Annotated in this window: 25 protein-coding genes and 2 tRNA genes; 10 read left to right on the top strand and 17 right to left on the bottom strand. The window is 45.1% G+C overall.

The window, feature by feature from the left end:
• Positions 1-2 precede the first annotated feature (2 nt).
• Positions 3-626 carry a flavin reductase family protein gene (locus ICN41_RS00560; protein WP_216290877.1) on the top strand — a complete coding sequence of 208 codons (624 nt, stop codon included), beginning with the start codon at positions 3-5 and terminating at the stop codon, positions 624-626.
• 19 nt (positions 627-645) lie between these two features.
• Here ICN41_RS00560 and ICN41_RS00565 read toward each other — a convergent pair.
• Positions 646-734, bottom strand: a tRNA-Leu gene (locus ICN41_RS00565).
• 113 nt (positions 735-847) lie between these two features.
• Here ICN41_RS00565 and ICN41_RS00570 point away from each other — a divergent pair.
• The 4 genes from ICN41_RS00570 (at position 848) to purU (ending at position 5118) form a co-directional block, all read left to right on the top strand.
• Complete coding sequence (locus ICN41_RS00570; protein ID WP_216290878.1) at positions 848-3307, top strand: penicillin acylase family protein; 2460 nt, start codon at positions 848-850, stop codon at positions 3305-3307.
• 64 nt (positions 3308-3371) lie between these two features.
• Positions 3372-3815 (top strand): surface-adhesin E family protein, encoded by a 444-nt coding sequence (locus ICN41_RS00575; protein WP_216290879.1) that lies wholly within the window; start codon positions 3372-3374, stop codon positions 3813-3815.
• A complete protein-coding gene (locus ICN41_RS00580) occupies positions 3796-4188 on the top strand; it encodes a hypothetical protein (protein WP_216290880.1) in 393 nt (130 codons plus the stop codon). The genes ICN41_RS00575 and ICN41_RS00580 overlap by 20 nt, the downstream gene beginning before the upstream one ends.
• 75 nt (positions 4189-4263) lie before the next feature.
• Positions 4264-5118 carry a formyltetrahydrofolate deformylase gene (purU, locus tag ICN41_RS00585; protein WP_216290881.1) on the top strand — a complete coding sequence of 285 codons (855 nt, stop codon included), beginning with the start codon at positions 4264-4266 and terminating at the stop codon, positions 5116-5118.
• A 19-nt stretch (positions 5119-5137) separates the two neighbouring features.
• Here the strand turns inward: purU and soxA are convergent, their stop codons facing one another.
• From soxA to ICN41_RS00615, 6 genes are read right to left on the bottom strand one after another with little or no spacing between them, the layout of a single operon-like run.
• Positions 5138-5926, bottom strand: a complete 789-nt coding sequence (soxA, locus tag ICN41_RS00590) for a sulfur oxidation c-type cytochrome SoxA (RefSeq protein WP_370629066.1) — start codon at positions 5924-5926, stop codon at positions 5138-5140.
• The gene (locus ICN41_RS00595; protein WP_216290882.1) at positions 5923-6252 is read right to left on the bottom strand and encodes a thiosulfate oxidation carrier complex protein SoxZ; all 330 of its coding nucleotides are present in this window, start codon (positions 6250-6252) and stop codon (positions 5923-5925) included. The genes soxA and ICN41_RS00595 overlap by 4 nt, the downstream gene beginning before the upstream one ends.
• Positions 6249-6725, bottom strand: a complete 477-nt coding sequence (locus ICN41_RS00600) for a SoxY-related AACIE arm protein (protein ID WP_216290883.1) — start codon at positions 6723-6725, stop codon at positions 6249-6251. Before ICN41_RS00600 ends, ICN41_RS00595 begins: the two co-directional genes overlap by 4 nt.
• 15 nt (positions 6726-6740) lie before the next feature.
• On the bottom strand, positions 6741-7181 hold the full coding sequence (gene soxX / locus ICN41_RS00605; RefSeq protein WP_216290884.1) for a sulfur oxidation c-type cytochrome SoxX: 441 nt from the start codon (positions 7179-7181) through the stop codon (positions 6741-6743).
• Between the two features lie 22 nt (positions 7182-7203).
• Entirely contained in the window at positions 7204-9420 is a 2217-nt protein-coding gene (locus ICN41_RS00610) for a xanthine dehydrogenase family protein molybdopterin-binding subunit (RefSeq protein WP_216290885.1), read from the bottom strand.
• 10 nt (positions 9421-9430) lie between these two features.
• Positions 9431-9880, bottom strand: a complete 450-nt coding sequence (locus ICN41_RS00615) for a (2Fe-2S)-binding protein (protein WP_216290886.1) — start codon at positions 9878-9880, stop codon at positions 9431-9433.
• Positions 9881-10009: 129 nt separating this feature from the next.
• Here ICN41_RS00615 and ICN41_RS00620 point away from each other — a divergent pair, with 129 nt between their 5' ends.
• On the top strand, positions 10010-10357 hold the full coding sequence (locus ICN41_RS00620) for a CidA/LrgA family protein (RefSeq protein ID WP_216862253.1): 348 nt from the start codon (positions 10010-10012) through the stop codon (positions 10355-10357).
• The gene (locus ICN41_RS00625; protein WP_216290887.1) at positions 10350-11078 is read left to right on the top strand and encodes an LrgB family protein; all 729 of its coding nucleotides are present in this window, start codon (positions 10350-10352) and stop codon (positions 11076-11078) included. Before ICN41_RS00620 ends, ICN41_RS00625 begins: the two co-directional genes overlap by 8 nt.
• Before the next feature lie 13 nt (positions 11079-11091).
• Here the strand turns inward: ICN41_RS00625 and ICN41_RS00630 are convergent, their stop codons facing one another.
• The gene (locus ICN41_RS00630; RefSeq protein ID WP_216290888.1) at positions 11092-12453 is read right to left on the bottom strand and encodes an aspartate aminotransferase family protein; all 1362 of its coding nucleotides are present in this window, start codon (positions 12451-12453) and stop codon (positions 11092-11094) included.
• 77 nt (positions 12454-12530) lie between these two features.
• On the opposite strand from ICN41_RS00630, the gene ICN41_RS00635 reads away from it, so the two are divergent.
• Together ICN41_RS00635 and ICN41_RS00640 are read left to right on the top strand one after the other, a co-directional pair.
• A complete protein-coding gene (locus tag ICN41_RS00635) occupies positions 12531-13511 on the top strand; it encodes a tripartite tricarboxylate transporter substrate binding protein (protein ID WP_216290889.1) in 981 nt (326 codons plus the stop codon).
• A gap of 50 nt (positions 13512-13561) precedes the next feature.
• On the top strand, positions 13562-15151 hold the full coding sequence (locus ICN41_RS00640; protein ID WP_216290890.1) for a gamma-glutamyltransferase family protein: 1590 nt from the start codon (positions 13562-13564) through the stop codon (positions 15149-15151).
• Positions 15152-15157: 6 nt separating this feature from the next.
• On the opposite strand, the gene ICN41_RS00645 is transcribed toward ICN41_RS00640, so the two are convergent.
• From ICN41_RS00645 to ICN41_RS00680, 8 genes are all read right to left on the bottom strand, one after another.
• Complete coding sequence (locus ICN41_RS00645; protein WP_216291363.1) at positions 15158-15478, bottom strand: type II toxin-antitoxin system PemK/MazF family toxin; 321 nt, start codon at positions 15476-15478, stop codon at positions 15158-15160.
• Between the two features lie 5 nt (positions 15479-15483).
• On the bottom strand, positions 15484-15774 hold the full coding sequence (locus ICN41_RS00650; RefSeq protein ID WP_255537827.1) for an AbrB/MazE/SpoVT family DNA-binding domain-containing protein: 291 nt from the start codon (positions 15772-15774) through the stop codon (positions 15484-15486).
• Positions 15775-15828: 54 nt separating this feature from the next.
• Positions 15829-17157, bottom strand: coding sequence for an ATP-dependent RecD-like DNA helicase (locus ICN41_RS11420; protein ID WP_216290891.1), 1329 nt, complete (start codon positions 17155-17157; stop codon positions 15829-15831).
• Between the two features lie 3 nt (positions 17158-17160).
• Positions 17161-17946 carry an SUMF1/EgtB/PvdO family nonheme iron enzyme gene (locus ICN41_RS00660; RefSeq protein WP_216290892.1) on the bottom strand — a complete coding sequence of 262 codons (786 nt, stop codon included), beginning with the start codon at positions 17944-17946 and terminating at the stop codon, positions 17161-17163.
• 53 nt (positions 17947-17999) lie between these two features.
• Positions 18000-18075 (bottom strand) — tRNA-His (locus ICN41_RS00665).
• Between the two features lie 56 nt (positions 18076-18131).
• Positions 18132-19214, bottom strand: coding sequence for a tRNA dihydrouridine(20/20a) synthase DusA (dusA, locus tag ICN41_RS00670; protein ID WP_216290893.1), 1083 nt, complete (start codon positions 19212-19214; stop codon positions 18132-18134).
• A 115-nt stretch (positions 19215-19329) separates the two neighbouring features.
• Positions 19330-19584, bottom strand: a complete 255-nt coding sequence (locus ICN41_RS00675) for a hypothetical protein (protein ID WP_216290894.1) — start codon at positions 19582-19584, stop codon at positions 19330-19332.
• Positions 19581-19964, bottom strand: a complete 384-nt coding sequence (locus ICN41_RS00680; RefSeq protein WP_216290895.1) for a translational machinery protein — start codon at positions 19962-19964, stop codon at positions 19581-19583. Before ICN41_RS00680 ends, ICN41_RS00675 begins: the two co-directional genes overlap by 4 nt.
• A gap of 250 nt (positions 19965-20214) precedes the next feature.
• Here ICN41_RS00680 and ICN41_RS00685 point away from each other — a divergent pair, with 250 nt between their 5' ends.
• A complete protein-coding gene (locus ICN41_RS00685) occupies positions 20215-21795 on the top strand; it encodes an FMN-binding glutamate synthase family protein (protein ID WP_255537862.1) in 1581 nt (526 codons plus the stop codon).
• Position 21796: 1 nt separating this feature from the next.
• On the opposite strand, the gene ICN41_RS00690 is transcribed toward ICN41_RS00685, so the two are convergent.
• The gene (locus ICN41_RS00690) at positions 21797-22699 is read right to left on the bottom strand and encodes a pseudouridine synthase (RefSeq protein WP_216290896.1); all 903 of its coding nucleotides are present in this window, start codon (positions 22697-22699) and stop codon (positions 21797-21799) included.
• Positions 22700-22876 lie beyond the last annotated feature (177 nt).

Consider the following 22876-nt stretch of genomic DNA (forward strand, 5'->3'; position numbering starts at 1 on the left):
TTATGAATCTTGACCTGAACGCTGCAGATAAGAAACAACGCTATAAGCTGCTAATGAGCAGCATTCTGCCTCGTCCAATTGCCTTAGTCACTACTCAAGATTTAGAAGGTCGAGTCAACGCTGCACCGTTTAGCTTTTTTAATATCATGGCCAGCACACCTGCCATTGTGGTACTCGGAATTGACTCTAAAAGTCCTGGTGTTCCTAAAGATACCGTGCGCAATATGCAACTCACTAAAGAGTTTGTAGTCAATATGGTTTCGGAAGATATCGTTGAAAAAATGAGTCTTTGCGCAAGCCCTCTGCCAGCGGGAGAGGATGAGCTGCAATACTCTGGACTAACTGCGGCCCCATCCATTCAGGTTAAGCCCCCACGCATTGCAGAATCCCCAATCAATATGGAATGCAAAATTGTCGACATCATGGATATTGGGCACGACCGCAATATTGTGATTGGCAATGTGATTCACTACCATATCGATGATCAATTCTATGATGCTGAGAATGGCTATGTCTTAGTCGAAAAGCTGGGATTGGTAGCGCGTATGCATGGAAAATCGTTCTACTTACGCAGCGGCGATATTTTTGAAGTAGAAAGACCCGTAGGATCTTCATCTCTGCGTTAAAAGCCTAAAGATATTCGATTGGTGCCCGAGGCCGGAATCGAACCGGCACGACTTTTTTGAGTCGGCAGATTTTAAATCTGCTGTGTCTACCGATTTCACCACTCGGGCTCGCACTAGCAGGAACTGCCGCGCTATATAAATCAAGACAAATGCAATTTTAGCATGCAAGGGCACTAGGCCCCGCGAAGCCCTGCTAGGCCTAAAACCACTAAACTAGGCCCATGAAATCACCCGCCAATACAAGTAGACTGCTTAAGCTCCTGCGGCCACTTTTATGGCTCATCGCTACAGCTTTTGTACTAATTTTGCTTGCTGTCATTACGTATTTGCTCTCCGCCCAGACTGCGATTTCAGGAAAGCGTCAAATTAAAAATCTGGGGGATTCGGTTGAGATTCGCTTTGATGAAAGTGACATACCTCACATTAAAGCCAATAGCCCAGCTGATGCGCTTTTTGCTTTAGGTTATTTACACGCCACAGAACGTTCGTGGCAACTGGAAATGAATCGTCGCATTGGCAGCGGTCGCCTTTCAGAAATTCTAGGCAAAGATACGGTACCGATAGATCGCTTTATCCGCACCCTGGGTATTAAGCGCGCAGCCGAACGTCAATATGATCGTTACCCTGCAGCAACCAAGCACTTATTGCAATCCTATGCAGATGGTGTGAATACCGGTAATGCACATTTAGGCTGGGCATTACCCATCGAATACTTTTTAACAGGGTCACGCCCTGGCCATTGGTCGCCTACTGATAGCGTTGCCTGGATGTTGATGATGGCATACGATCTGGGTGGCAACTGGCAAAAAGAATTGCAGCGTCTTGAGTTGTCTCAATTCCTAAGTACCAAGCAAGTATGGGAAGTTGTACCGCTACATAATCAAAATGAAACTTTAAGCAATCTGGATTTTGCAAAACTCTATCGAGATCTCAAAGTCTTTAATCCCAAAATAGGTCCAGCTGAAGGAAAATCCAAAGATCTTCCCGCTACTGAACTGGCAATGCATGATCTTCCGGGCGGTAAAGATGGAATTGGCTCTAACAATTGGGCGCTGAGTGGCAAGTTGACTTCTAGCGGCAAACCCTTGTTGGCGAATGACCCGCACCTGGGCCTTTCTGCTCCTGCAATATGGTACTTTGCCCATCTTGATGCACCCGGGATGAATGTGATTGGTGGAACCCTTCCTGGTATTCCTGGAGTTGTCTTAGGTAGAACGGATCAATATGCCTGGACCTTCACCAACACAGGACCTGATGTCCAAGATCTCTACATAGAGCAAATTGACTCTAAAAATCCTGCCATGTATCGCGGCCCTGACGGACCCCTCCCATTCAAGGTTCGCCAAGAAATCATTGATATCAAAGGATCATCTCCCCTCACCTTTCTTGTTAAAGAAACGCGCCATGGGCCTGTCATTTCAGATGTCTATGCAAAAGCCAAACGCACGATTGATACTGATCGCTATGCATTAGCACTTCGTTGGACCGCACTCGATATTGAGAATCAATCTGTTGCTGGTTTACTGGCTCTAAATCAAGCTAACAACTTAGAAACATTTAAACAGTCACTGCGCAAAAATTATGCGCCTATGCAAAACGTTGTCATGGCTGATGTCGAGGGAAATATTGCCTATCAGGCTGCTGGTGTTGCGCCTAAAAGAGTAATCAATCAAGGTCTTTATGGTGTTGCTCCGTCGATTGGCTGGGAAAAGCAATATGACTGGACTGGCTACGTGCCATACGATCACTTACCTACTAGCACCAATCCAGAGCAAGGCTGGCTTGCGACGGCAAATCAAAAAATTGTTGCCAGCAATGAGCCAAATCCACTCACTGGTGATTGGGATCTACCGACTCGCTATGACCGCATCGTTGATCTGATCAAATCTAAAAAGAGTCACAACCTAGAGTCCATGAAAATCATGCAGGCAGATACACTCTCTTTGGGAGCCACGCCTCTGCTCGATTTATTTAAATCCAGCTCACCGAGCCATCCACTAGGATCACAAGCCCTCCAAATCAGTCAAGGCTTTAATGGGGATATGAAAGCAGATAGCGCTACCGCTCTCATTTTTAATGCATGGGCTGACCAGCTGACGCGGAGTCTTTTCTCCAGATTGAGCTATTTGTTTACAGAAAATTATGGCGCACGCCACTTTAGATTGCCCTTAATCATTCAACTACAAAATCCCAATAGCCCCTGGTGTGACGATCCTAAGACAGCCTCCATAGAAACTTGCCAAGATGCTTCCAATATAGCATTTGATAAAGCGCTGGATTATCTGAGTAATGAGTATGGCAAAGACCCTGGCAAATGGTCGTGGGGTGTAGCCCATACCGCCCTCTCTGAACACCGCCCTTTAACCAAAGTGCCATTTTTGGGATCATTCTTTAACCTCAAAACACCTTTTGCAGGTGATAGCTTCTCCGTTAATGTGGGTAGATTGCAGTTACTAAGATCCAGTAATCCTTATGAAACATTGCAGGCCGCCAGTCTTCGTACGATCTATGATTTATCGGACCTAGAGCAATCGGTCTTTATTTATCAAACTGGCCAATCTGGCTGGGTTCAAAGCAAGCTTTACCGCAATATGAACCCACTTTGGGCAAAAAATGAATACCTGCCACTTCAGATGAAGCCTGCTAATGTGACTCGCCAACTTGAGCTCCATATCAAATAATGCGTTTTGAGCACTTGGCTTTAGAATGATCTCAACCGTCTATACGCCATCATAGGAAATCAGCATGATTAAAAAATACTTCACCACCCTTGCAACTGCCACACTCACCCTTGCTTCAGCCGGAAATGCATTAGCAGCCTGGCAAGAAATTGGTCAAAATGAACAAACGGTAGTTTTAGTTGATGTAGCCACTCTAAAATTAGATGGCAATAAAGCACAAATGATGTCAATGCTGAGCTTTAAGAAAACGGGTAAAGATCCACTAACTGGTGAATTTGTAAATTCTGTTGTGGGTCTGAATGAATATGATTGCAGTACTGCGCAGTACCGACCGCTTGAAGTGAAGATGTATCCTAGCAGAGATGGTAAAGATATTAAGGTTGCGCCAACTGTAACTCCTAAACCTTATGTCTTTGAAGCAGTAAAAACGCCTGATAGCGCTTTCGAGCCAATTGAAAATGGTTCATGGGCTGCGGGAGTATTTAACGTTGCGTGTCGAACTAAGTAATCCCAAGTTATTCTGGAATACTGCCCTCAAGTTAGGGGGCGTCTTTCTTTTCACCATGTTGCTCAGTGGGTGTGCAGCACCAATAGTCGCCTTAAGTGGCGCAGGTACTGCTACCGCTAGTACAGCAGGTACAGCTGCTACCACGGCTGCTGTTGCCAATCCTGCAACGGCAGCAAGCCTTGCCTCTACGGTTACCACAGGCAAATCTCCCTTGGAGCATGCAACCTCAGCGGCCACCAAAATGGATTGCAGTTTATTTAATCTGGTTGGCGGGAAAGCAATTTGCGTTGAGGTTTCGGTGCCAAGCATTAAAGACAAAAGCGAACCCTATCCTGGCCCAGCAGATCGGACCCGTACAAGCTCTACGCAATAAGCAGGGTCATATTCCTCTCAATTTGACCGATCGGTCTAAAATTAGACTTTAAAGCAATTTTTGAATATAGAAGTCATGGCTACAGAAAACTATTACCTTACCCTTACCTGCCCTAATAAGCCTGGCATTGTTGCTGCGGTTTCCACCTATATTTTTAATGCTGGCGGCGACATTGAAGAAGCCCAACAGTTTGATGACAAGGCTTCTAAACGTTTTTTTATGAGAGTAAGCTTTAGTTGTCCAAGTGATACACAGACTCTAAAAAACGGTTTTTTAGATATTGCTAAGCAATTTGAACTGACTTGGGATCTGCGGGCAGTCAAAGACCTCAAGCGCGTTCTCATCATGGCCTCCAAGCTAGATCATTGCCTAGTAGATCTACTCTATCGCTGGCGTATTGGCGAACTGCCGATGATCATTTGTGGAATTGTGTCTAATCATCCGCGCGAGGTTTACTCCAGCATTGATTTTGCCGATATTCCGTTTTATCACCTCCCAGTTACACCTGAAACAAAACCAGCACAAGAGGCTAAATTACTTGAGATCGTTGCCCAATCAAAAGTAGATATGGTGATCTTGGCTCGTTATATGCAAATTTTGTCTGATGATTTATCCACTCAATTATCCGGACGCTGTATCAACGTACATCACTCTTTCTTGCCAAGCTTTAAAGGTGCTAAGCCTTATCACCAAGCACATGCACGTGGAATTAAATTGATCGGTGCAACTGCCCACTTTGTTACGAGCGATTTAGATGAAGGGCCGATCATCGAACAGGACGTCACTCGCGTTACCCACGGTGATACGCCTGAGGATTTAGTACGCAAAGGACGGGATTTAGAGCGCACCGTACTATCCAGAGCATTACGCTACTACCTGCATGATCGCGTATTGATTAATGGTGCAACCTCAGTAGTTTTCTCGGACTAAGTTCCACTAGCAGGAAAGTTTAAGGCCTCACCCCTGGTGCTTCCAGGGGCATACCTCGAGCACGCCACATCAGAAATAATTCCAGTTGCGCCATTTCTGGAGAGCCATATTCGAATTGTTCGGCTCGCACTCCGCTCATGCAATTACGCAGACGGCGCTGTACAGAGCCCAATGTTTGCCATTCCAGTCTATAAATAGGATAGGCATTAGGGTGTCCTTGTGGAATCAGACTTCCGCCAAGCTTAAGACCAGCCCTTTCTTCATGGCATTGTGCACAAGATAAATTGAGCTGACCCATTCTTTCGTAAAACCACTGACGCCCTGTTTTTAATGCCTCGCGATTAGCGCTAGTTTCTTTGACGGCAATTGGCATGCCTTTTGACTGAATTGCGATAAATGCAGTGAGGGCCAAAAGATCTTTGCTTTCATAAGCTAATTTGGGTAGGTCTTGTCTACCTTCACGGCATTGGTTAATTTGCCCTTCCAAAGTTTGCAATTTTCGATTCACTACTTTGGGAAAATGGGCCGCTACTCCACGCATCGTTTTTTTAGCGTCCTGATGACAGCCTGCGCAACTCGATTTATTTGTACTGGGCTTAGCATTCCATAAGGCCTCGCCATCCCCTACCCAAAACATAGCAGGATTCAAGGTGGGATCATCTTGCATTGCCTTATTTTCAGCTGTCATTAACTCATAGCTAGATTGTTTCTTGCTAGAGCCAGATGCAGCACTGACCTCAACTGATTGACAAGCAATCAATAGCAGACATAAACAACTGAAAAAATAAAAAGGGAGTAGCTTTTTCACGTAACCGTTATGCGCGCCTGATTGCTAGCTTCATATCCATCATCTCCAGACCATTTAAATTCCAATACGCCCGTTTCTGTAGCAACGGTAGTAAAAATGATTAAAGGATTTGCGCCAATGCCGGGATAAAAATCAGCCTTAAATACTTCGACTTGGTTATAAGTGCATGTGAAGGTGCGAATAATATCGCGAGGAATAATTTTTCCACCTTCGGTATAGCGAAAACCTGACTCCATGTCATGCTGTGCAATTGCTCGTATTTCAACAATCGAGCCCTTTTTTGCCTGGGCGGGCATGGTGATGACCGTGCGGGAAGTTTTACTCATACCACCTCCGTACAAGCAGCAAGCGTGACCAAAGTTTCTGCAGATCCTTGCCAAAAACTGCCATTATTCATTTGTGCAATTGCCCAAACACGTTGACTGTCAGCCAAACGGACTCGAGTGGTAATGTTGGCGGTGCCTGAGCGCGGTGATAAGTATGCAGTAAATATATTGGGTAATGGGTTGCCTTCGGCAATCACATGAATGGCTTTCACGTAATCATTTGCCGTCATTGGGCTCCGAACGCTGACCTTCAACACTACCAAATTACCGTTTTCCACTAAAGGAGGAATTACTAGAGTCACTCGACCCTGAGTTATTTTCGCTCCGCCCGTAATTGCTTGGATGGCTTTATCAGCATCTTCTTTTTTAGCAAATACTGTTAGCGGACTAAACCAGGTAGCAGCAAGTAAAACGCTTATATTTTTTAGTCGCGTCAACCACAAACGTCGACTCTGGATAGTAGGTGAATGCATGATGACTTTCATAATCTAAGGTTGACTATTAAGGGTTCCCAGAAATGCAACAACATCTTCAATCTCCTGCTCATTTAAGATGGGTTGACCAATCCACTTCGAGCCAACTCGCTTCAAATTAACTGCTTTGTAATAAGTGGGCATGATGGTGTCAAGATTAAATCGGCTGGAATCCACAATACGAGCGCGCAATTGCCCAGCACTCAGACGTTTAACACTCATACTCAACTCGGGCGCTAAATTACCCTGAAAACGCTCCTCCGGAAACGGGCCGCTGTGACAAAGTAAACAAAGCCCAGTTTGACGGCTAGCGACAATGGCACGACCACGGACTGGGTCTCCAGGCATTCCAGATAGAGACTCCGCAATAGAGTCGCCAACTACTACTTGGGCATGCGCTGAAGCGAGAATGAGGTTGACTAGCAAGATGAATGCTAGCGCAAACCCCTTTCTCATCGCAGCTGTTTCACAACTTCGCTTAGACCAACTTCATGCCGCTATTTTTCAAAGGCACAGTACGCAAACGCTTACCAGTAGCTCTGTAAATAGCATTGAGTACCGCAGGTGCGGCAACTGCAATAGTTGGCTCACCTACCCCACCCCAGTCCTTGCCACCACCTTGAATGATGATGGTTTCGACTTTAGGCATTTGGTAAAGACGAATAGAGTTAAAGGTATCAAAGTTTTTTTGTACTACCGCGCCTTTATCAATCGTGATCTCTTCTTCGAAAAGAGCTGAAAGTCCATAGAGGAATGATCCAGAAACCTGACGTGCAATTTGTGCAGGATTCACAGCATAACCAGGATCGGTAGCAGCCACAATCCGATGAATTTCCACATCAGTACCATTGGTGACTGAAAGTTCACATGCTGCCGCTACGTAACTGCCAAAGGAGCGCATTTGAGCAACGCCACGGAAGACTCCAGGTGCAGCAGGTTTAGTCCAGCCAATACCGTCTGCTACTGCATTTAAGACAGCAATAGCACGTGGGTACTTTTCCATATGCTTGCGACGGAACTCTACAGAATCCATACCAGTTGTTTCGGCAAGCTCATCCATAAACGTTTCGATAAATATCGCATTTTGGTTCACGTTTACACCGCGCCAAAAGCCTGGCGGCACATGCGTATTGCGCATTGCGTGATCCACTGTCAGATTAGGAAAGCTATAAGTAATTCCATGCTCACCGGATGCCTCAAGTCCCTGAAATACTACAGGGTCCTTACCTTTATTAGCAGCGACTACTGCAGGACGCACTGCAGACAAAATAGACTGGCCTGATAAACGCATATTGATGCCAGTAACATTTTTCTTGTCGTCAATCGCAGCAGTCATTTTGCACATCATCACAGGGTGATAGCGACCCTGAGTCATATCCTCTTCGCGAGTCCAGATTAATTTGACGTGAGTTCCAGGCATTTGCTTGGCGATATTGACTGCTTGCGTTGTGTAATCCTGAAACGCACCACGTCGACCAAAGCCACCGCCGAGATTGACCTTATAAGCATTACATTTTTCTGCAGGTAATCCCGAAGCCGCAATCACTGCTGCCAATGAAGCTTCTCCATCCTGAGTTGGCACCCAGGCTTCACAACTATCAGGTGTCCACTTAGCAGTAGCTGTTTGCGGCTCTAAGGTTGCATGATTTAAGTAAGGATAAAAGTAGGTTGCCTCAACAGTTTTGGATGCACTTGCGAGGGCAGCCTTGACATCACCGTTCGTATTATGAACAAAGGTATCGTTAGCATTCAGACCATCCTCTAGCATTTTCTTGATTGTTTCACTAGAAACATTCACGTTACTGCCGCTATCCCAAACAATATTGACTTGATCTAAGGCAGTTTTAGCTTGCCAGAAAGTATCCGCAATCACCGCTACAGCGGTATCTCCTACTTGGACTACTTTCTTGACGCCCTTCATGGATTGTGCTTTAGCAGCATCAAAGCTTTTGACTTTGCCACCGAATACTGGAGACTCTTTAATGGTTGCATTGAGCATGCCAGGGAATTTCAAGTCAATGGCATAAACTTGCTTGCCAGTTACTTTGTCTGCCATACCATCGATACGGTTCACTGACTTGCCAATTAACTGCCAGTCTTTTGGATCCTTCAATGGAACGTCTTTAGGTACTTCAAGTTGTGAGGCTGCTACAGATACCTTGCCAAACGTAGTCTTGCGTCCAGAAGGGGTATGAGTAATGACGCTATCTTTAGCAATACATTCAGCGACCGGAACATTCCATTGATTTGCAGCTGCCTGTACCAACATCATGCGGGCTGCAGCACCCCCTTTACGAACATATTGCTCAGAAGTACGAATGCCACGGCTACCACCGGTGGAATAGCTTCCCCATGCTTTATTGCGTTTTAAATTTTCTGATGGTGAAGGATATTCATATGAAACTTTATTCCAATTACACTGCAGCTCTTCAGCCACCATTTGCGCTAAGCCAGTAATAGTTCCTTGACCCATTTCTGAGCGCACGATTCTGACAATGACGTCATCATTGGGTTTCACCACCACCCAGATACCAATCTCTGGGTTTGTTAATGGATCCATGGCAGTTATGCCAGTTCCCATAGCAGCATTTGCACTGGACATCATTGGTAAATCGAAACCGATAGCTAAGCCAGCAGCAATTGCGCTAGAGCCAATCACAAAATGACGGCGAGAAGTGTTTGTAGTTGTTGTCATGTCTTTCCCCTTATGCCTTACTTACTGCATGGATCGCTTCACGTACTTGTTGGAAAGTACCGCAACGACAGATATTAGTAACAGCGGCATCTATTTGTGCATCTGTTGGCTTTGGATTGTTTCGTAACAATGCTGTGGTTGCCATCACCATGCCAGATTGGCAATAGCCACACTGGGGTACCTGTTTTTCAATCCAAGCTTTTTGAACTTTAGAGAGTTGACCGCTCTTCTCTAAGCTCTCAATCGTTTCAATTTTTTTTCCTTCAGCAGCGGAGACCGGTAAAGAGCAGCTGCGTATCGCCTGACCCTCAAAAATCACAGTACAGGCACCACAGGTACCGATACCACAACCGTATTTCGTGCCGGTTAAACCAATTTGTTCGCGAATGACCCACAAAAGAGGGGTATCTGGATCTACATCTACCTTGTACTTCTTGCCATTGACGTTTAAATTGGCCATGAATGGTCTCCTGTTGGTTTTCTTGTAATAAAGGCTTTTGATATAAAGCCCCTGCTTATGATGTGATTATCTTAACGAACAATTGAATTATTGCTTTGCAACATAAATGAGGGGCAGTAAGATCAAATCATGATTTTTGGCTTCGTACAAATCCTGCTCTTTCAAAGTCTTGGAGAATTAGTCTCCAAATTTTTACTCCCCAACCTCCCAGGCCCAGTCATTGGCTTAGTGCTCTTGGTTCTATGGCTAGTTATCCGCAAAGGGGTAAATGCAGAGCTGGCTATGGTGGCCGATGGATTTAGTCAATATCTTGGCCTGCTCTTTGTGCCAGCTGCGGTGGGGGTAGTGCTCTTCTTGCCACAATTAAAAGCCAATGCATTAGCTATTATTGCCGCCTTGATTGGAAGCGTGGTCTTAACGATTGCAAGCAGCGCCTTAGTCGCACGCTTACTGAGTAAAAGAGCGGCCCATGAATGAGAAACATTCCATTGTGGAGATTTGGGTCTACCTATCCGGCAGCCCCCTATTTGCGCTATTCATCACCTTAGCGGCTTATCAAATAGGTTTATCTATTTATAAATCCAGCAAGCAAAACCCTCTAGCCAATCCTGTTGCCATCGCCATTCTGATCGTTGCATGCACGATTCAATTTATTGAGATGCCTTATTCAAGCTACTTTGAAGGCGCACAATTTATCCACTTCTTACTCGGATCGGCAACGGTATCACTCGCTATCCCCATTTATAGAGGACTACATAGCCTTAAGGGTAGATCTATTCCGCTGGCGTTTTCTTTAGTGGTCGGCGGTCTTGTTTCTATTATTAGCGCGGTTGGCATCGCCACACTACTTGGGGCTGACTCCAGCATTACGGGAGCAATGTATCCAAAGTCCGTCACTGCCCCAATTGCCATGGGTATTGCCGAACGAATTGGTGTGTCGCCGACGCTGACTGCTATTTTTGCCGTTAGTACTGGGATCCTGGGCGCTATTCTGGCGCCTTTCGTACTGAATGCCTTGGGCATGAAAGCATGGTGGCAAAGAGGCTTTGCTATTGGCGTTGGCGCCCATGGAATAGGTACTTCACGTGCATTTAGCATTCACCCTGAAGCGGGTACCTATGCCAGCTTGGCCATGGGATTGAATGGCGTGATTAGCGCCGTTGCAATCCCGGTGATTTATAACTTATTGAATAAGTAGTCACTTTATCCGCTTATTGAATCTGCATTGCGACATCAATAGCGTCACCTAGCACGTTACATAAAAACTCAACTTCTTGTGGACTTGAGATAAATGGAGGGCCGACTGCGATTACATCCCCTGCCACTCGAACTAGCGCACCTCTTTCAATACAGGCTTCCAATACTTTCATCGCGCGAAGGCCCGGTTTGCCAGGCACAGGGTCTAAATCCACCGCACCCGATAAACCAAAGTTGCGAATATCTAAAATGCCTGACTTACCTTTTAAGGCGTGCAATCCATTTTCCAAAACAGGCTCTAGAGCACGAGCGCGATTCACTAAGTCATCAGACTCGAAGATATCGAGTACTGCATGACCTGCAGCAGCCGGTATCGGATGACCGGAATAGGTATAACCATGAAAGAATTCAATCGCCTGTTCTTGTCCACCATGAGAAATGATGTTGTCGTAGATATCGCCACGCACGATCACACCGCCCATTGGAAGCACGCCATTGGTAATTCCTTTTGCAAAGGTAATCATGTCTGGTGTAACGCCAAAGCGATCAGCCCCAAAGTTGGCGCCCAAGCGCCCAAAGCCTGTAATCACTTCATCAAAAATCAGCAGGATGCCATGCTTGGTACATATTTCTCGAATCTTTTGGAGATAACCTTCTGGAGGAACAATCACGCCCGTTGATCCTTGAACAGGCTCAAGAATGACTGCAGCAATCGTATTAGCATCTTGAAGTGCCACGATCTTTTCCAACTCTTCGGCTAAATGAGCACCCCACTTAGGCTGACCGCGTGAGAAAGCCATCTCTGAGAGATTGAGTGTATGGGGCAAATGATCCACTCCTGGGATCATCATGCTTGCAAACATTTTGCGATTGGCCACCATACCACCAACCGATATTCCTGCAATACCAACACCGTGATAAGCACGATCTCGCCCAATCAATCGAATGCGGGAGGCGTTACCCATGACACGGTGATAGCCTATTGCAATTTTTAAGGCAGTATCAACCGCCTCTGATCCGGAGTTGGTAAAAAAAACTTTATCCAAACCTTTTGGCGCCATTTTGGCAATCCGACTAGCTAAACTAAAAGTTGCCTCACTTGCCATCTGAAATGCTGGGCAATAGTCCATCTTTTGAAATTGCGCGTTGATGGCTGCACCAATACGTGGATCACCATGCCCCAATGGTGAGCACCAAAGCCCAGAAAGACCATCAAACAGCTTACGACCATGATCATCGAAGTAGTAAGCTCCTTTAGCAGACTGCATGATCTTGGGATGTTGATGAAAGTAGCGGTTGGGAGTGAATGGCATCCAATAGGCTGACATATCCAAGCCATTGGGATTTTGGGTTTGCTGCTTATTTCCTACTGACATAGAGCTCTCGAATCTTTCTTTTGGGTGCATCTGTAATTTCTAATACTATATTACCTATCAACCCATCGGATACCAAAATGACTTTCCTGAAACCGATCTTTCTCAGTTTATTTACCCTCTTGAACCTATCCGCATCTGTTCTCGCAGCGAATGAAACTGATTGGCCTAAAAAGCCGATTGTTGCGGTGCTCTCTTTTCCTGCGGGTGGATCTACCGATGTCTTCGCGCGTGCAGTGACGGCCCCTCTGAGTGAAGCTCTGGGGCAATCTGTGATTGTGGAAAATAAGCCCGGTGCTGGAGGTATGATCGGCCTAGGGACAGCTGCTAAAGCGAATCCAGATGGATACACCATTCATATAAGCGCCCTTACTAATCAATCCATCTCTCAAGCTTTATTTAAAAACCCTCCCGCAGATCTTCGTAAAGATTTCATGCCAGTTGCTTTGATTGGTACGGTGCCTCATTTAATTGTGGTGAACCCAAGCGTCCCCGCAAAAAATGTTCCTGAGTTGATTGCCTTTATTAAATCCAAAAAGGGTGACCTTAGCTATGCCTCCCAAGGAAATGGCAGCCTATCTCATCTTGAATCCACTCTCTTCATGCAGCGTATCGGCGCTACCGGCACCCATATCCCTTATAAAGGGAGCGCCTTTGCACTACCTGACCTTATTGCGGGCAATACTTTGATGATGTTTGATAGCGTAACCGCATCATTACCGCATATCCAAAGCGGCAAGCTACGCCCAATTGCAATCGCTGCTGCAGAGCGCTCACCCCTCATGCCCAATGTTCCCACCTTAGGACAAGATGGCATGAAACAATTTGATGTTGAAAACTTTTATGCGGTGTATGTACCTAAAAATACTCCACCTGCTGTAGTAGCAAGATTGGAACGGGAGATCCGCAAGATTTTGACGAATCCTGACTTCAAAGCGCGTATGGCAACTCAGGGAATTCACCCGCAATTTGCCAACTCTGAGCAGTTAGCAGAGATCACAGTAAAAGAACACGACAAATGGGAGAAAGTAGTAAAGTCTGCCAATGTGAAAGTCGACTAATCCCTTTATCGACTGACTTGATTAAACCTATTTAGCTTTTTAAATACCTTATGTTGATTTCCCCTCCCTTTGGTGGCGGCCGTGCCCCAGTACTTGCCAGAAATGCAGTAGCCAGTTCGCAACCACTTGCAACCCAAGCAGGTATTGAAGCACTACAGGATGGTGGCAATGCAGTTGATGCTGCACTTGCTACCGCCATCACCCTCACGGTTGTTGAACCCACCATGAATGGCATTGGAGGAGATGGTTTCGCATTAATCTGGGATGGTCAAAAATTGCATGGCTTAAACGCATCAGGTCAAGCGCCTGCCGCATGGACTCCAGAATACTTTGCCACCCAGAAGGCAATGGATTTGATTGGCTGGAAAACCGTAACCGTACCGGGTGTCGTTGCAGGATGGATTGAGCTATCACGCAAATTTGGCAAGCTACCCTTTGCACAACTATTTAAACGCGCAATTGATTACGCAGAGAATGGTTATCCAGTTTCACCAGTCATTGCACGTCAATGGCGTGAAGCGATTCCGATCCTGAAAAATCAACCAGGGTTTTCTGAATCCTTTTTGATTGATGGCAAGGCGCCAAGTGCTGGCCAAATCTGGCGCTATCCCGCTCAGGCTAAAACCTTAAAAGAAATTGCCGCCACAGAAACTGAATCTTTCTATAAAGGTCCCTTAGCAAAGTCGATGGTCGATTTTGCTCAAGCAACTGGTGGCTGTTTTACGATGCAAGACTTTGCCAACTACAGTACTGAATGGGTTGAGCCCTTAGGGTTTAATTATGGCGAATACACGCTTCATGAGATTCCACCGAATGGCTCAGGTATTGCTGCTCAAATTGCACTAGGTATCCTAGAAGCTGCTAACGTAAAACAGTATCCAGCCAATTCTACTCAACGTATTCATTTACAAGTAGAAGCGATGCGCATGGCTTTTGCAGATGCCTATGCCTATGTTTCTGACTCTAGCTCAATGAAGGTAGCACCTAGCGCCCTATTAGATAAAGCCTATTTAGCAAGTCGCGCAGCCTTAATTAATCACCAGCAAGCTGGAACCTATGGCCCAGGTGATCCTCACTCTGGTGGCACGGTATATCTATGCGCCGCCGATGAATCAGGCATGATGATCTCTTATATACAGTCGAACTTCAAAGGCTTCGGCTCTGGTGTTGTTGCGCCTGGTGGCATTGCTTTTCATAACCGTGGAATGAGCTTTAATCTTGAAGATGGTCATCCTAATCAAGTTGCTCCTGGCAAGCGCCCATTCCACACCATCATTCCAGCGTTCTTAACCAAAGGAAGTAGACCCTCAATGGCCTTTGGTGTGATGGGCGGCAATATGCAACCTCAAGGTCATATTCAATTTGTCATGCGATTCGTTGATGAGTATCTGAATCCTCAGGCCTGCTCTGATGCGCCGCGTTGGCGAATTGATGATCTAGGTAAGTTAACGGTTGAAGCATCGATGCCCCAAAGTGTTGTTGATGGCCTCAAGGTACTTGGTCATGAGGTGGCTATTCAGCCTGCGAATAGTCTAGACTTTGGAAGCGCACAAGCCATTGCCATGATCAATGATGATGCAGACTCCGCATTTATCGCTGGAAGTGACCATCGAAGAGACGGTTTAGCTGCTGGTTTCTAGTGATTACTAGATTGCAAATGCTTCTTGTAAAACTCTCAAGCTAGCCTGCAATGTTTTCGGGCTAGAAGAGCCAATCTTTTTAAGCAAGAGACCCTTGTCTATTGTACGAATTTGATCAAGCAAAATTAGTCCCTGCTTTTTATCGTGGGTTATGGGAATACGAAATTCGGCAGCCCTAGCCTTGGTTGACATTGGCGCAATAATGACAGTATTCAAATAGTCATTCATTTCTTGAGGTGAAACTATAAGACATGGTCGAGTTTTTTTAATTTCGCTTCCCTTAGTTGGATCAAGCTTAATGAGCCATATCTCTCCGCGACCAACAATGCTTCTTACCAAACCCAGTCCCCATCATTCTCGTTATTAAAGTCGCCAGCAATCAATTTATCTTCCCCAGCAGTTGCAATCGCCTTAGCGTCATTTGCCCAACTTTTTCGCACTGGGTTTTTTGGTTTACTCAATATAATTTTTGCATCTTCGACTGACATATCCATCTCTCTCTCAATACCGAGTTGCTCAAGAATCGCTTTAGGAATAACAACACCCCTGGAATTACCAATAGCCCTTACCGAAACCGGCATGGATACCTTAAGAGGGGTAATGAGGTTTTGCTTCTTATTCATAGTAATAACAATGTTATTACTAAATAAAAGCACAGTCAAGGGGCCTGAAAATCCCTATGAGGAAGGGAGGCAATTCAGATAGAAGCGTTTAATTTCTTGATCACAACTCACATCTTTAGGTTCAATTGGCCTTTGTAGTGAAATGCCTTCGATGGTTTTACAGCGACTGAGTGCGACATATACTTGCCCCGAGGCAAAGGCACCAGATGAAAGATCTACCTTCACTTTGTCTAGTGTTTTGCCCTGACTTTTATGAATCGTGACCGCCCAAGCCAACATCAGTGGTATTTGTACATAGGTACCAATAATTTGTGGCGATATCTTTCCAGACATCATGTCGTGGTCATAGCGATAGGATTCCCATTGATGGCCTACCACCTCTACCGTATTGGAATAAGGTCCATTCTTGACCATGACCTTGACCTTATCTGGCAATAGTTCGCGTACAACACCGATCGTCCCATTAACCCAGCGCTTTGGAAACCCACTATCGGTAGCAGTAAACATCACCTTAGCACCTACTTTTAAGGCTAGATTATTTGGTGATGGCAAATTACGCTCATCTACATTGAACTTGCCAGTGGTCTTGCCGGAATAGACTTTGACATCCTCTGTAATTGCACGTAAACCCGCCCCATTAATTTGATCCGCTCTGGCATTGGTCGTGGTTAAGGTAATCGTATCTTCATCCACCACTTCATTCTGTCGATAACACTGCGCATTGAGCGTATCAATAGCCTCATCCACATCTTGATTAATACGAATTTGATTTAATAGGCTGGCGAAATGCGCATCCTTTTGACGGAATATTTTAGAGAGCTCAATCATGGTGACATCTTTACGATGGAGCGCCATGGCGCAAAAAAAATAAGGACCCTCGTAGCCTCGCTCTGAGAGTACTTGCATATCGCCACTAGAGACTACGGGGGGTAGCTGAAACAAGTCCCCCACAAACATCACCTGAATGCCACCGAAAGGTTTTCCTTTTTGCGGACCGTTCTCGCGCAGAAATAAATCCATCGCATCCACTACATCGGCTCGAACCATGGAGATCTCATCAATGATGAGCAAGCGAATATCTTTATAGAGGCGCTTATCACGCAGTGGCTTGATATCTTCCTCGGGAAAGATCAGGCGTGGTGGCAACCTAAAGAAGGAATGAATAGTCACACCCTTCACTTGCAATGCGGCTACACCAGTAGGCGCGACAACAACGACGTTGCCAGGAATGATTTCTCGTAGATAACCAATTAAGGTTGTCTTACCGGTACCTGCCTTACCACTAACAAATATATAGGGATCATGACGTTCAATGGCATCTATTACAGCCTGATAGTCGGGCGTAACTTCAATCTCGGATGCATTACTTGGGGTGATAGACATTCCCTATTGTTTCACGGCATCAGCTACACACCGAAATCCGATATAAACCACGGCGATATCGCCAGGCTTGGATTCCACATCAGACTCTTGCTGTCGCTCTGGCCCATACCACCAAGACGCACCTCGAGTAATGTAGCCCCCGTTGCGTTCGGTAGCCGTCCACTCCCAAACATTACCGCCCATATCCAATAGACCATTGACGCCAGGCTTAGTGGTGCCAGCTACTACATGACCTGTGCCACGATTCAATGCACCTGCTGGTGCTAGACCTTTGTAGTCACCACAGCCGCTTAAGCAGTGGGATGGTGTTGGAGTGCTTCCGCCTGGATAAGGGTAACGCTGCCCTTTGACATAGCCAGCTGGCGGATTATTTCTTTGCTCTAAGAATGCAGCAGAAATCCACTCCTCATTACTGGGTAATCTCTTGCCGTAATAACGGCATACAGATTCCGCTTCTTTTTGATTGAGATGCACTGCTGGCTCTAAATCCTTGGCAGGAACGCCGTAAGGTGTTTTCCAAGACCAACCTGGCTTTTTAACAAAACCCGCTTCATAAGAAAGGCCACCGCCATTTTTCTCAGCCGCACTGACAAAGCCTGTAGCTGATGCAAAGCCTTTGACATCCCCAATCGTCATCTCCGTTTGATCCCAGATGAGCTTATCGATTTGGATAGTCGAAATCGAGGACTTAGGGGCGGCTTGACTAGTTGATGGCCGTAGCATGAAATACAGCGCAATTACTGTGAGAGCCAGGCCAAAAAGGATTTGGTAAATGTCGAACTTTTTCATGGGAAATACTCTAATAGAAAAAGCTCCCATAAGGAGCTTTTATTTAATTATTTTGGGGCGAACGACGGGGCTCGAACCCGCGACAACCAGAATCACAATCTGGGACTCTACCAACTGAGCTACGTCCGCCGTTGTAGAGGTGACATTATAGCTTTTTGCTTAAAAAGCTGTCAAAAATGGCCTATTTAGGCGCTTTCAAACTCAAAAGCAGCCCAATCACCAAGGCACAGACTGGCATCGATGAAAAAGTCAGTTATGGCAGCTTTGCTTTGCACTTTAGCCAAAGCATGGTGATCGGAGAGTCTCTGGCGCCAATAACGAGAGCCAGCTCGACCGTGAGCCAAGCCCAAAATATGTCTAGTAAATGCGCCAATATAAAAAGGTTTGTTTTTGGCTTTGCATTCATCAAACCATGCATGAACCTGTTTGACCAACGCAATCTGAATACGGTGCCACTCTGTCTCGCTAAAGAGATAACCCGCCGCATCGCCATTGGTATGAATCAGATCATCCCAACCCAACAGTAAGGCCGGAAAATGATATGCCGCCCTACCCACCATAAAGCCATCGAACTCATCCCAATGTCCTGCGATCTGATCATTCGATTCCAGACCACCATTAAGCAGCACTTTCAAATTGGGAAATTGCTTTTGTGCATCAAGTCTCAGTTTTGCAGCAACCCCATAACGCAAAGGTGGCTTACTGCGATTCTCTTTGGGCGATAAACCTTTTAGCACTGCATTACGCGCATGAATCGTTACTTGACTTGCCCCGGCATCAGCTACTGCCAAGATGAAATTGAGCGCAAATTGATAATCCTGCTCTGAGCTTGCAGCATCCATGGAGTCCAATCCTAGGCGATGCTTTACCGAAATCGGAATATCAACCGAGCTCTTCATGGCCTTAACGCAATCGGCCACCAAGTTAGGCTCAGCCATGAGGCAGGCACCAAATGCACCACGCTGCACTCGTTCAGATGGGCAACCACAATTCAAATCAATCTCGTCATAGCCCCACTGCTGTGCAAGTGCTGCAGATTTAGCCAAGTCGCTCGGCTCTGATCCACCTAACTGAAGCACAACTGGATGTTGATCTGATGAAAAATCTAAATGTCGCGGCACATCACCATGCATTAAAGCGCCAGTTGTCACCATCTCGGTATAAAGAACAGCTTCTTTAGTGAGTGTGCGGTGAAATGATCGGCAATGGCGATCAGTCCATTCCATCATGGGTGCAACTGCTAAGCGCTTCTTGGGGGTGTTCAGCATGTACTTCTTAAAAAGATCGGATTAAGCGCTATTTTAAAACGAGAAGACAAAAGAAAAGGGGCAAACAATTTGCCCCCATCTCGAAATACATGCTGAAACACTAATGAAACAAGATCTAGCGCAATTTAGAGAGTTTTGCCTCTAAATCAACCGCTAAATCCAAAGCACCCATATAACCGGATTTGAGATGCGCCGGTAGATCGGGGTCACCCACCATACTTCCCAGCGTTTCGACTAAGCTATACACAATTCCCTTGGCAGCACTTGCAGGAATCGTACTGTTAGAGACTGCTTGATCAATATGATTGACTGCATCTAAGAAGTAGTCATGACCTGGCAGTCCATCAGGATCTAAGGGCTCCATACTCATAGCATTTGATCCACTTTGTAGAAGAACTTACGCGCATAAGCCAGAATTTCTTTATCACTAGGATGATCTACGGTTTCAACGCCAACGATATTTGCGGCAATCTTTGGATCATGATGATGCGCATGCTTGATTAACTCTAACTTTGCAGAGCCTGGCCCAATCACGAGAATTTCTTTTGTCTCATTAACAGCGTTGATCACTGAATGTAAATATTTTTCATCCAACTCAAGTCTGCCGCTACCCACTGCACCACCTTTGTGATGTAAATGCTGGTGTGATGATTTTGTTTTGATGACTTCTGCTTCACTAGCTGATTCGCTCAAAAACATAACGTGCGCTTCTTGATGGTCTATCCAAACGACTGCATGATTAAAAGACATCATTTTCCTTAGTATCTATAATTAACAGCTTCACAATACACCTAGAATGAGGTTTAGTCATCTATTTAGTTGAGCTAGATCAATCCTAGCTTTATGCATATTATATTAATGGGCTTAAGTGACTAGAAATACCTAGATAAGTAAAATATTTGGCGAATACCAAATGCTTACAATAGGACTGATTATTGAGACTATCCACATGCACACCAAACCTTTCCGCCCTATTCCTATTAGGTTATTCACTTTTGCAATGTGCATTTTGCTGACTATTACTAGCGCAATAGCGATCTCATTAGGTATTGACGCTTGGTATTTCTTCGAAATTTTTGGATTACTCACGGCCATTGGCATTCATGACTGCCTCCAAAAGAAGCATGCTGTTTTGCGCAACTATCCTGTTTTAGGCCATATGCGCTTTATGCTGGAATTCATTCGCCCCGAAATACGGCAATACTTCATAGAAGGTGATAACGACAAAACACCATTCTCCAGAAGTCAGCGCACTTTGGTTTATTCGCGCTCTAAGGCTGTCTCTGATAAGCGCCCTTTTGGAACCCAACTAGATGTAATGGCACCTGGATATCAATGGATTAATCAATCACTTGCCCCTACCCAATTAGCAAATCATGACTTCAGAATAAATATTGGCGGCAAAGATTGCACTCAAAAATATTCGGCTAGCATCTTTAATATATCTGCAATGAGCTTTGGGTCCCTGAGCGCCAATGCATTGAAGGCGCTGAATTTAGGCGCTAAAAAAGGAAATTTTGCACACGACACAGGTGAAGGCTCCATATCCAGACATCACCTTACTCATGGCGGCGACATTATCTGGGAAATTGGCTCAGGTTATTTTGGCTGTCGCAATGAGGATGGTAGTTTTAATGCAGAAAAATACGCTAACAGTGCACTGAATCCACAAGTGAAGATGATTGAGATCAAGCTCAGCCAGGGCGCAAAGCCTGGCCATGGCGGTATTTTGCCTGGCCCTAAAGTCACCCAGGAAATTGCTGAAGCTCGTGGCGTTAAAGTTGGAGAGGCATGCATCTCCCCTGCTTCACATAGCGCCTTTAGTACGCCGCTTGAGATGATGTATTTTGTTAAAAAACTGCGCGATCTATCTGGTGGTAAGCCAGTAGGCTTTAAATTATGTATAGGTCACCCCTGGGAGTGGTTTGCCATCGTCAAAGCGATGCTGCAGACTCAGATTTATCCTGATTTTATCGTGGTGGATGGCACTGAGGGCGGAACTGGAGCCTCACCTGTAGAGTTCACCAATCATGTAGGAACCCCGCTGCAAGAAGGTCTTCGCCTAGTTCACAACACTCTAGTAGGAGTTAATTTAAGAGATCAGATCAAAATTGGTTGCTCAGGAAAGATTATTAGCGCCTTTGATATGGCGGTTGCTTTTGCCTTAGGGGCTGACTGGTGCAATAGTGCTCGAGGATTTATGTTTGCCGTTGGCTGTATACAGGCTCAAATCTGCGATACCGGTTTTTGCCCTACTGGCGTAACCACTCAGGATCCAAATAGACAAAAAGCATTGGTAGTATCTGATAAGTCTGAACGTGTCTATAACTTTCATAATGAAACACTCAAGGCTTTAAAGGAGATTGTGGAGGCTGCTGGCCTTAATCATCCGATTGAGATAGATACCCGCCATATTGTTCGACGTATTAATGCAAATGAAGTTCGTCTGTTGGCAGATCTTTTACCCGCCATTCCAGCTGGTAGCCTGTTGCTTAATGAGGAGGGTAGCAATTTGCCACGACTTTATCAAACCTACTGGGATATTGCTCAAGCAAATAGCTTTGCACCACTCAAATCCTAAATTAATCAAGCTTCATTAATTGCATTTGACTATTAAATTGCCTCTCTTGATGTATTACTGGGTCAAAAAAAGATATTTCTTTTGCTAATAATTGCAAGGGTCTATTGAGATCTAAATCATATTGCCGATATGGCGTGAGCTCCGGATAAATCTGGTCGTTCAAAATAGGAATACCTAAGGCATTGAGATGGCAGCGTAGCTGATGTTTTTTTCCACTACCAGGTCTTAATCGATATTTTGCCCAGGGTTTCACTATCTCAATAAGCTCAATTTGGGTGTCTGTATTAGGTTCACCATCAACCTCACACATTTGTAAAAAATGTTCAGATATCTGCATTCGACTTTGATATGTCATGGGTAGTTTTAAAATCAAACTTTCTGAATATGCTGCAATTGCCTCGTACACTTTCTTAACAAGTCTATCTCTAAATAGATTCTGATATAGACCTCTTTCTACTGCTTGAACCGAGAAAACTACCAGTCCCGCGGTATCGCGGTCGATTCGATGGATTGGGCTAAGCTCCTGAATTCCAGTTTTATGCTTCAAGCGATTTAACAGAGTTTGATGCAAGTAAAGTCCACTAGGGGTGACCGGCAAAAAATGAGGTTTATCAGCAACCAAGATATGTTCATCTTGAAAAAGAATATGTTCCTCAAACGGAATCTCAGGCTCACGATCCAAATGACGGAAATAAATTAAGTGAGTATTGCCAAAATATGCATCAGTTGCAGCAACGGGCTGACAATCTATAGTCATTATCTGTCCAGCATCAAAGCGGGTTATCCATTCCCTACAATCGATATGGGGAAATTTGTGAACAAAAAAATCGAGTAATCTGGAGTATGTCTTATTAAGAGGTAAGTAGACTCTCGATGGAGACACGCTTGCGGAATTTACAGTCATAAGATCTGAAAAAAGGAATAGTATTTGTAGTGTAATTTTACTAAATACTGAATACATATACCATTTTCGACTAAGGACTTGGTTTGACGTGATCGCCAATTCAAGCTCTCATCCATTAGGCTTGCTTGCACAATAGAATATGGACTACACTCTTTATAGATTGAATAAATAAGTAAT

The sequence above is a fragment of the Polynucleobacter sp. 15G-AUS-farblos genome, from assembly GCF_018882445.1.
GTDB lineage: Bacteria > Pseudomonadota > Gammaproteobacteria > Burkholderiales > Burkholderiaceae > Polynucleobacter.

What these genes read in the sequence shown, in the direction of transcription:
- ICN41_RS00560 (WP_216290877.1), top strand. Translation starts at nt 3, where the DNA reads ATGAATCTTGACCTGAACGCTGCAGATAAGAAACAACGCTATAAGCTG.
- ICN41_RS00570 (WP_216290878.1), top strand. Translation starts at nt 848, where the DNA reads ATGAAATCACCCGCCAATACAAGTAGACTGCTTAAGCTCCTGCGGCCA.
- ICN41_RS00575 (WP_216290879.1), top strand. Translation starts at nt 3,372, where the DNA reads ATGATTAAAAAATACTTCACCACCCTTGCAACTGCCACACTCACCCTT.
- purU (WP_216290881.1), top strand. Translation starts at nt 4,264, where the DNA reads ATGGCTACAGAAAACTATTACCTTACCCTTACCTGCCCTAATAAGCCT.
- ICN41_RS00595 (WP_216290882.1), bottom strand. Translation starts at nt 6,252, where the DNA reads ATGAGTAAAACTTCCCGCACGGTCATCACCATGCCCGCCCAGGCAAAA.
- ICN41_RS00600 (WP_216290883.1), bottom strand. Translation starts at nt 6,725, where the DNA reads ATGCATTCACCTACTATCCAGAGTCGACGTTTGTGGTTGACGCGACTA.
- soxX (WP_216290884.1), bottom strand. Translation starts at nt 7,181, where the DNA reads ATGAGAAAGGGGTTTGCGCTAGCATTCATCTTGCTAGTCAACCTCATT.
- ICN41_RS00610 (WP_216290885.1), bottom strand. Translation starts at nt 9,420, where the DNA reads ATGACAACAACTACAAACACTTCTCGCCGTCATTTTGTGATTGGCTCT.
- ICN41_RS00615 (WP_216290886.1), bottom strand. Translation starts at nt 9,880, where the DNA reads ATGGCCAATTTAAACGTCAATGGCAAGAAGTACAAGGTAGATGTAGAT.
- ICN41_RS00620 (WP_216862253.1), top strand. Translation starts at nt 10,010, where the DNA reads ATGATTTTTGGCTTCGTACAAATCCTGCTCTTTCAAAGTCTTGGAGAA.
- ICN41_RS00625 (WP_216290887.1), top strand. Translation starts at nt 10,350, where the DNA reads ATGAATGAGAAACATTCCATTGTGGAGATTTGGGTCTACCTATCCGGC.
- ICN41_RS00630 (WP_216290888.1), bottom strand. Translation starts at nt 12,453, where the DNA reads ATGTCAGTAGGAAATAAGCAGCAAACCCAAAATCCCAATGGCTTGGAT.
- ICN41_RS00635 (WP_216290889.1), top strand. Translation starts at nt 12,531, where the DNA reads ATGACTTTCCTGAAACCGATCTTTCTCAGTTTATTTACCCTCTTGAAC.
- ICN41_RS00640 (WP_216290890.1), top strand. Translation starts at nt 13,562, where the DNA reads ATGTTGATTTCCCCTCCCTTTGGTGGCGGCCGTGCCCCAGTACTTGCC.
- ICN41_RS00650 (WP_255537827.1), bottom strand. Translation starts at nt 15,774, where the DNA reads ATGAATAAGAAGCAAAACCTCATTACCCCTCTTAAGGTATCCATGCCG.
- ICN41_RS11420 (WP_216290891.1), bottom strand. Translation starts at nt 17,157, where the DNA reads ATGTCTATCACCCCAAGTAATGCATCCGAGATTGAAGTTACGCCCGAC.
- ICN41_RS00660 (WP_216290892.1), bottom strand. Translation starts at nt 17,946, where the DNA reads ATGAAAAAGTTCGACATTTACCAAATCCTTTTTGGCCTGGCTCTCACA.
- dusA (WP_216290893.1), bottom strand. Translation starts at nt 19,214, where the DNA reads ATGCTGAACACCCCCAAGAAGCGCTTAGCAGTTGCACCCATGATGGAA.
- ICN41_RS00675 (WP_216290894.1), bottom strand. Translation starts at nt 19,584, where the DNA reads ATGAGTATGGAGCCCTTAGATCCTGATGGACTGCCAGGTCATGACTAC.
- ICN41_RS00680 (WP_216290895.1), bottom strand. Translation starts at nt 19,964, where the DNA reads ATGTCTTTTAATCATGCAGTCGTTTGGATAGACCATCAAGAAGCGCAC.
- ICN41_RS00685 (WP_255537862.1), top strand. Translation starts at nt 20,215, where the DNA reads ATGTGCATTTTGCTGACTATTACTAGCGCAATAGCGATCTCATTAGGT.
- ICN41_RS00690 (WP_216290896.1), bottom strand. Translation starts at nt 22,699, where the DNA reads ATGACTGTAAATTCCGCAAGCGTGTCTCCATCGAGAGTCTACTTACCT.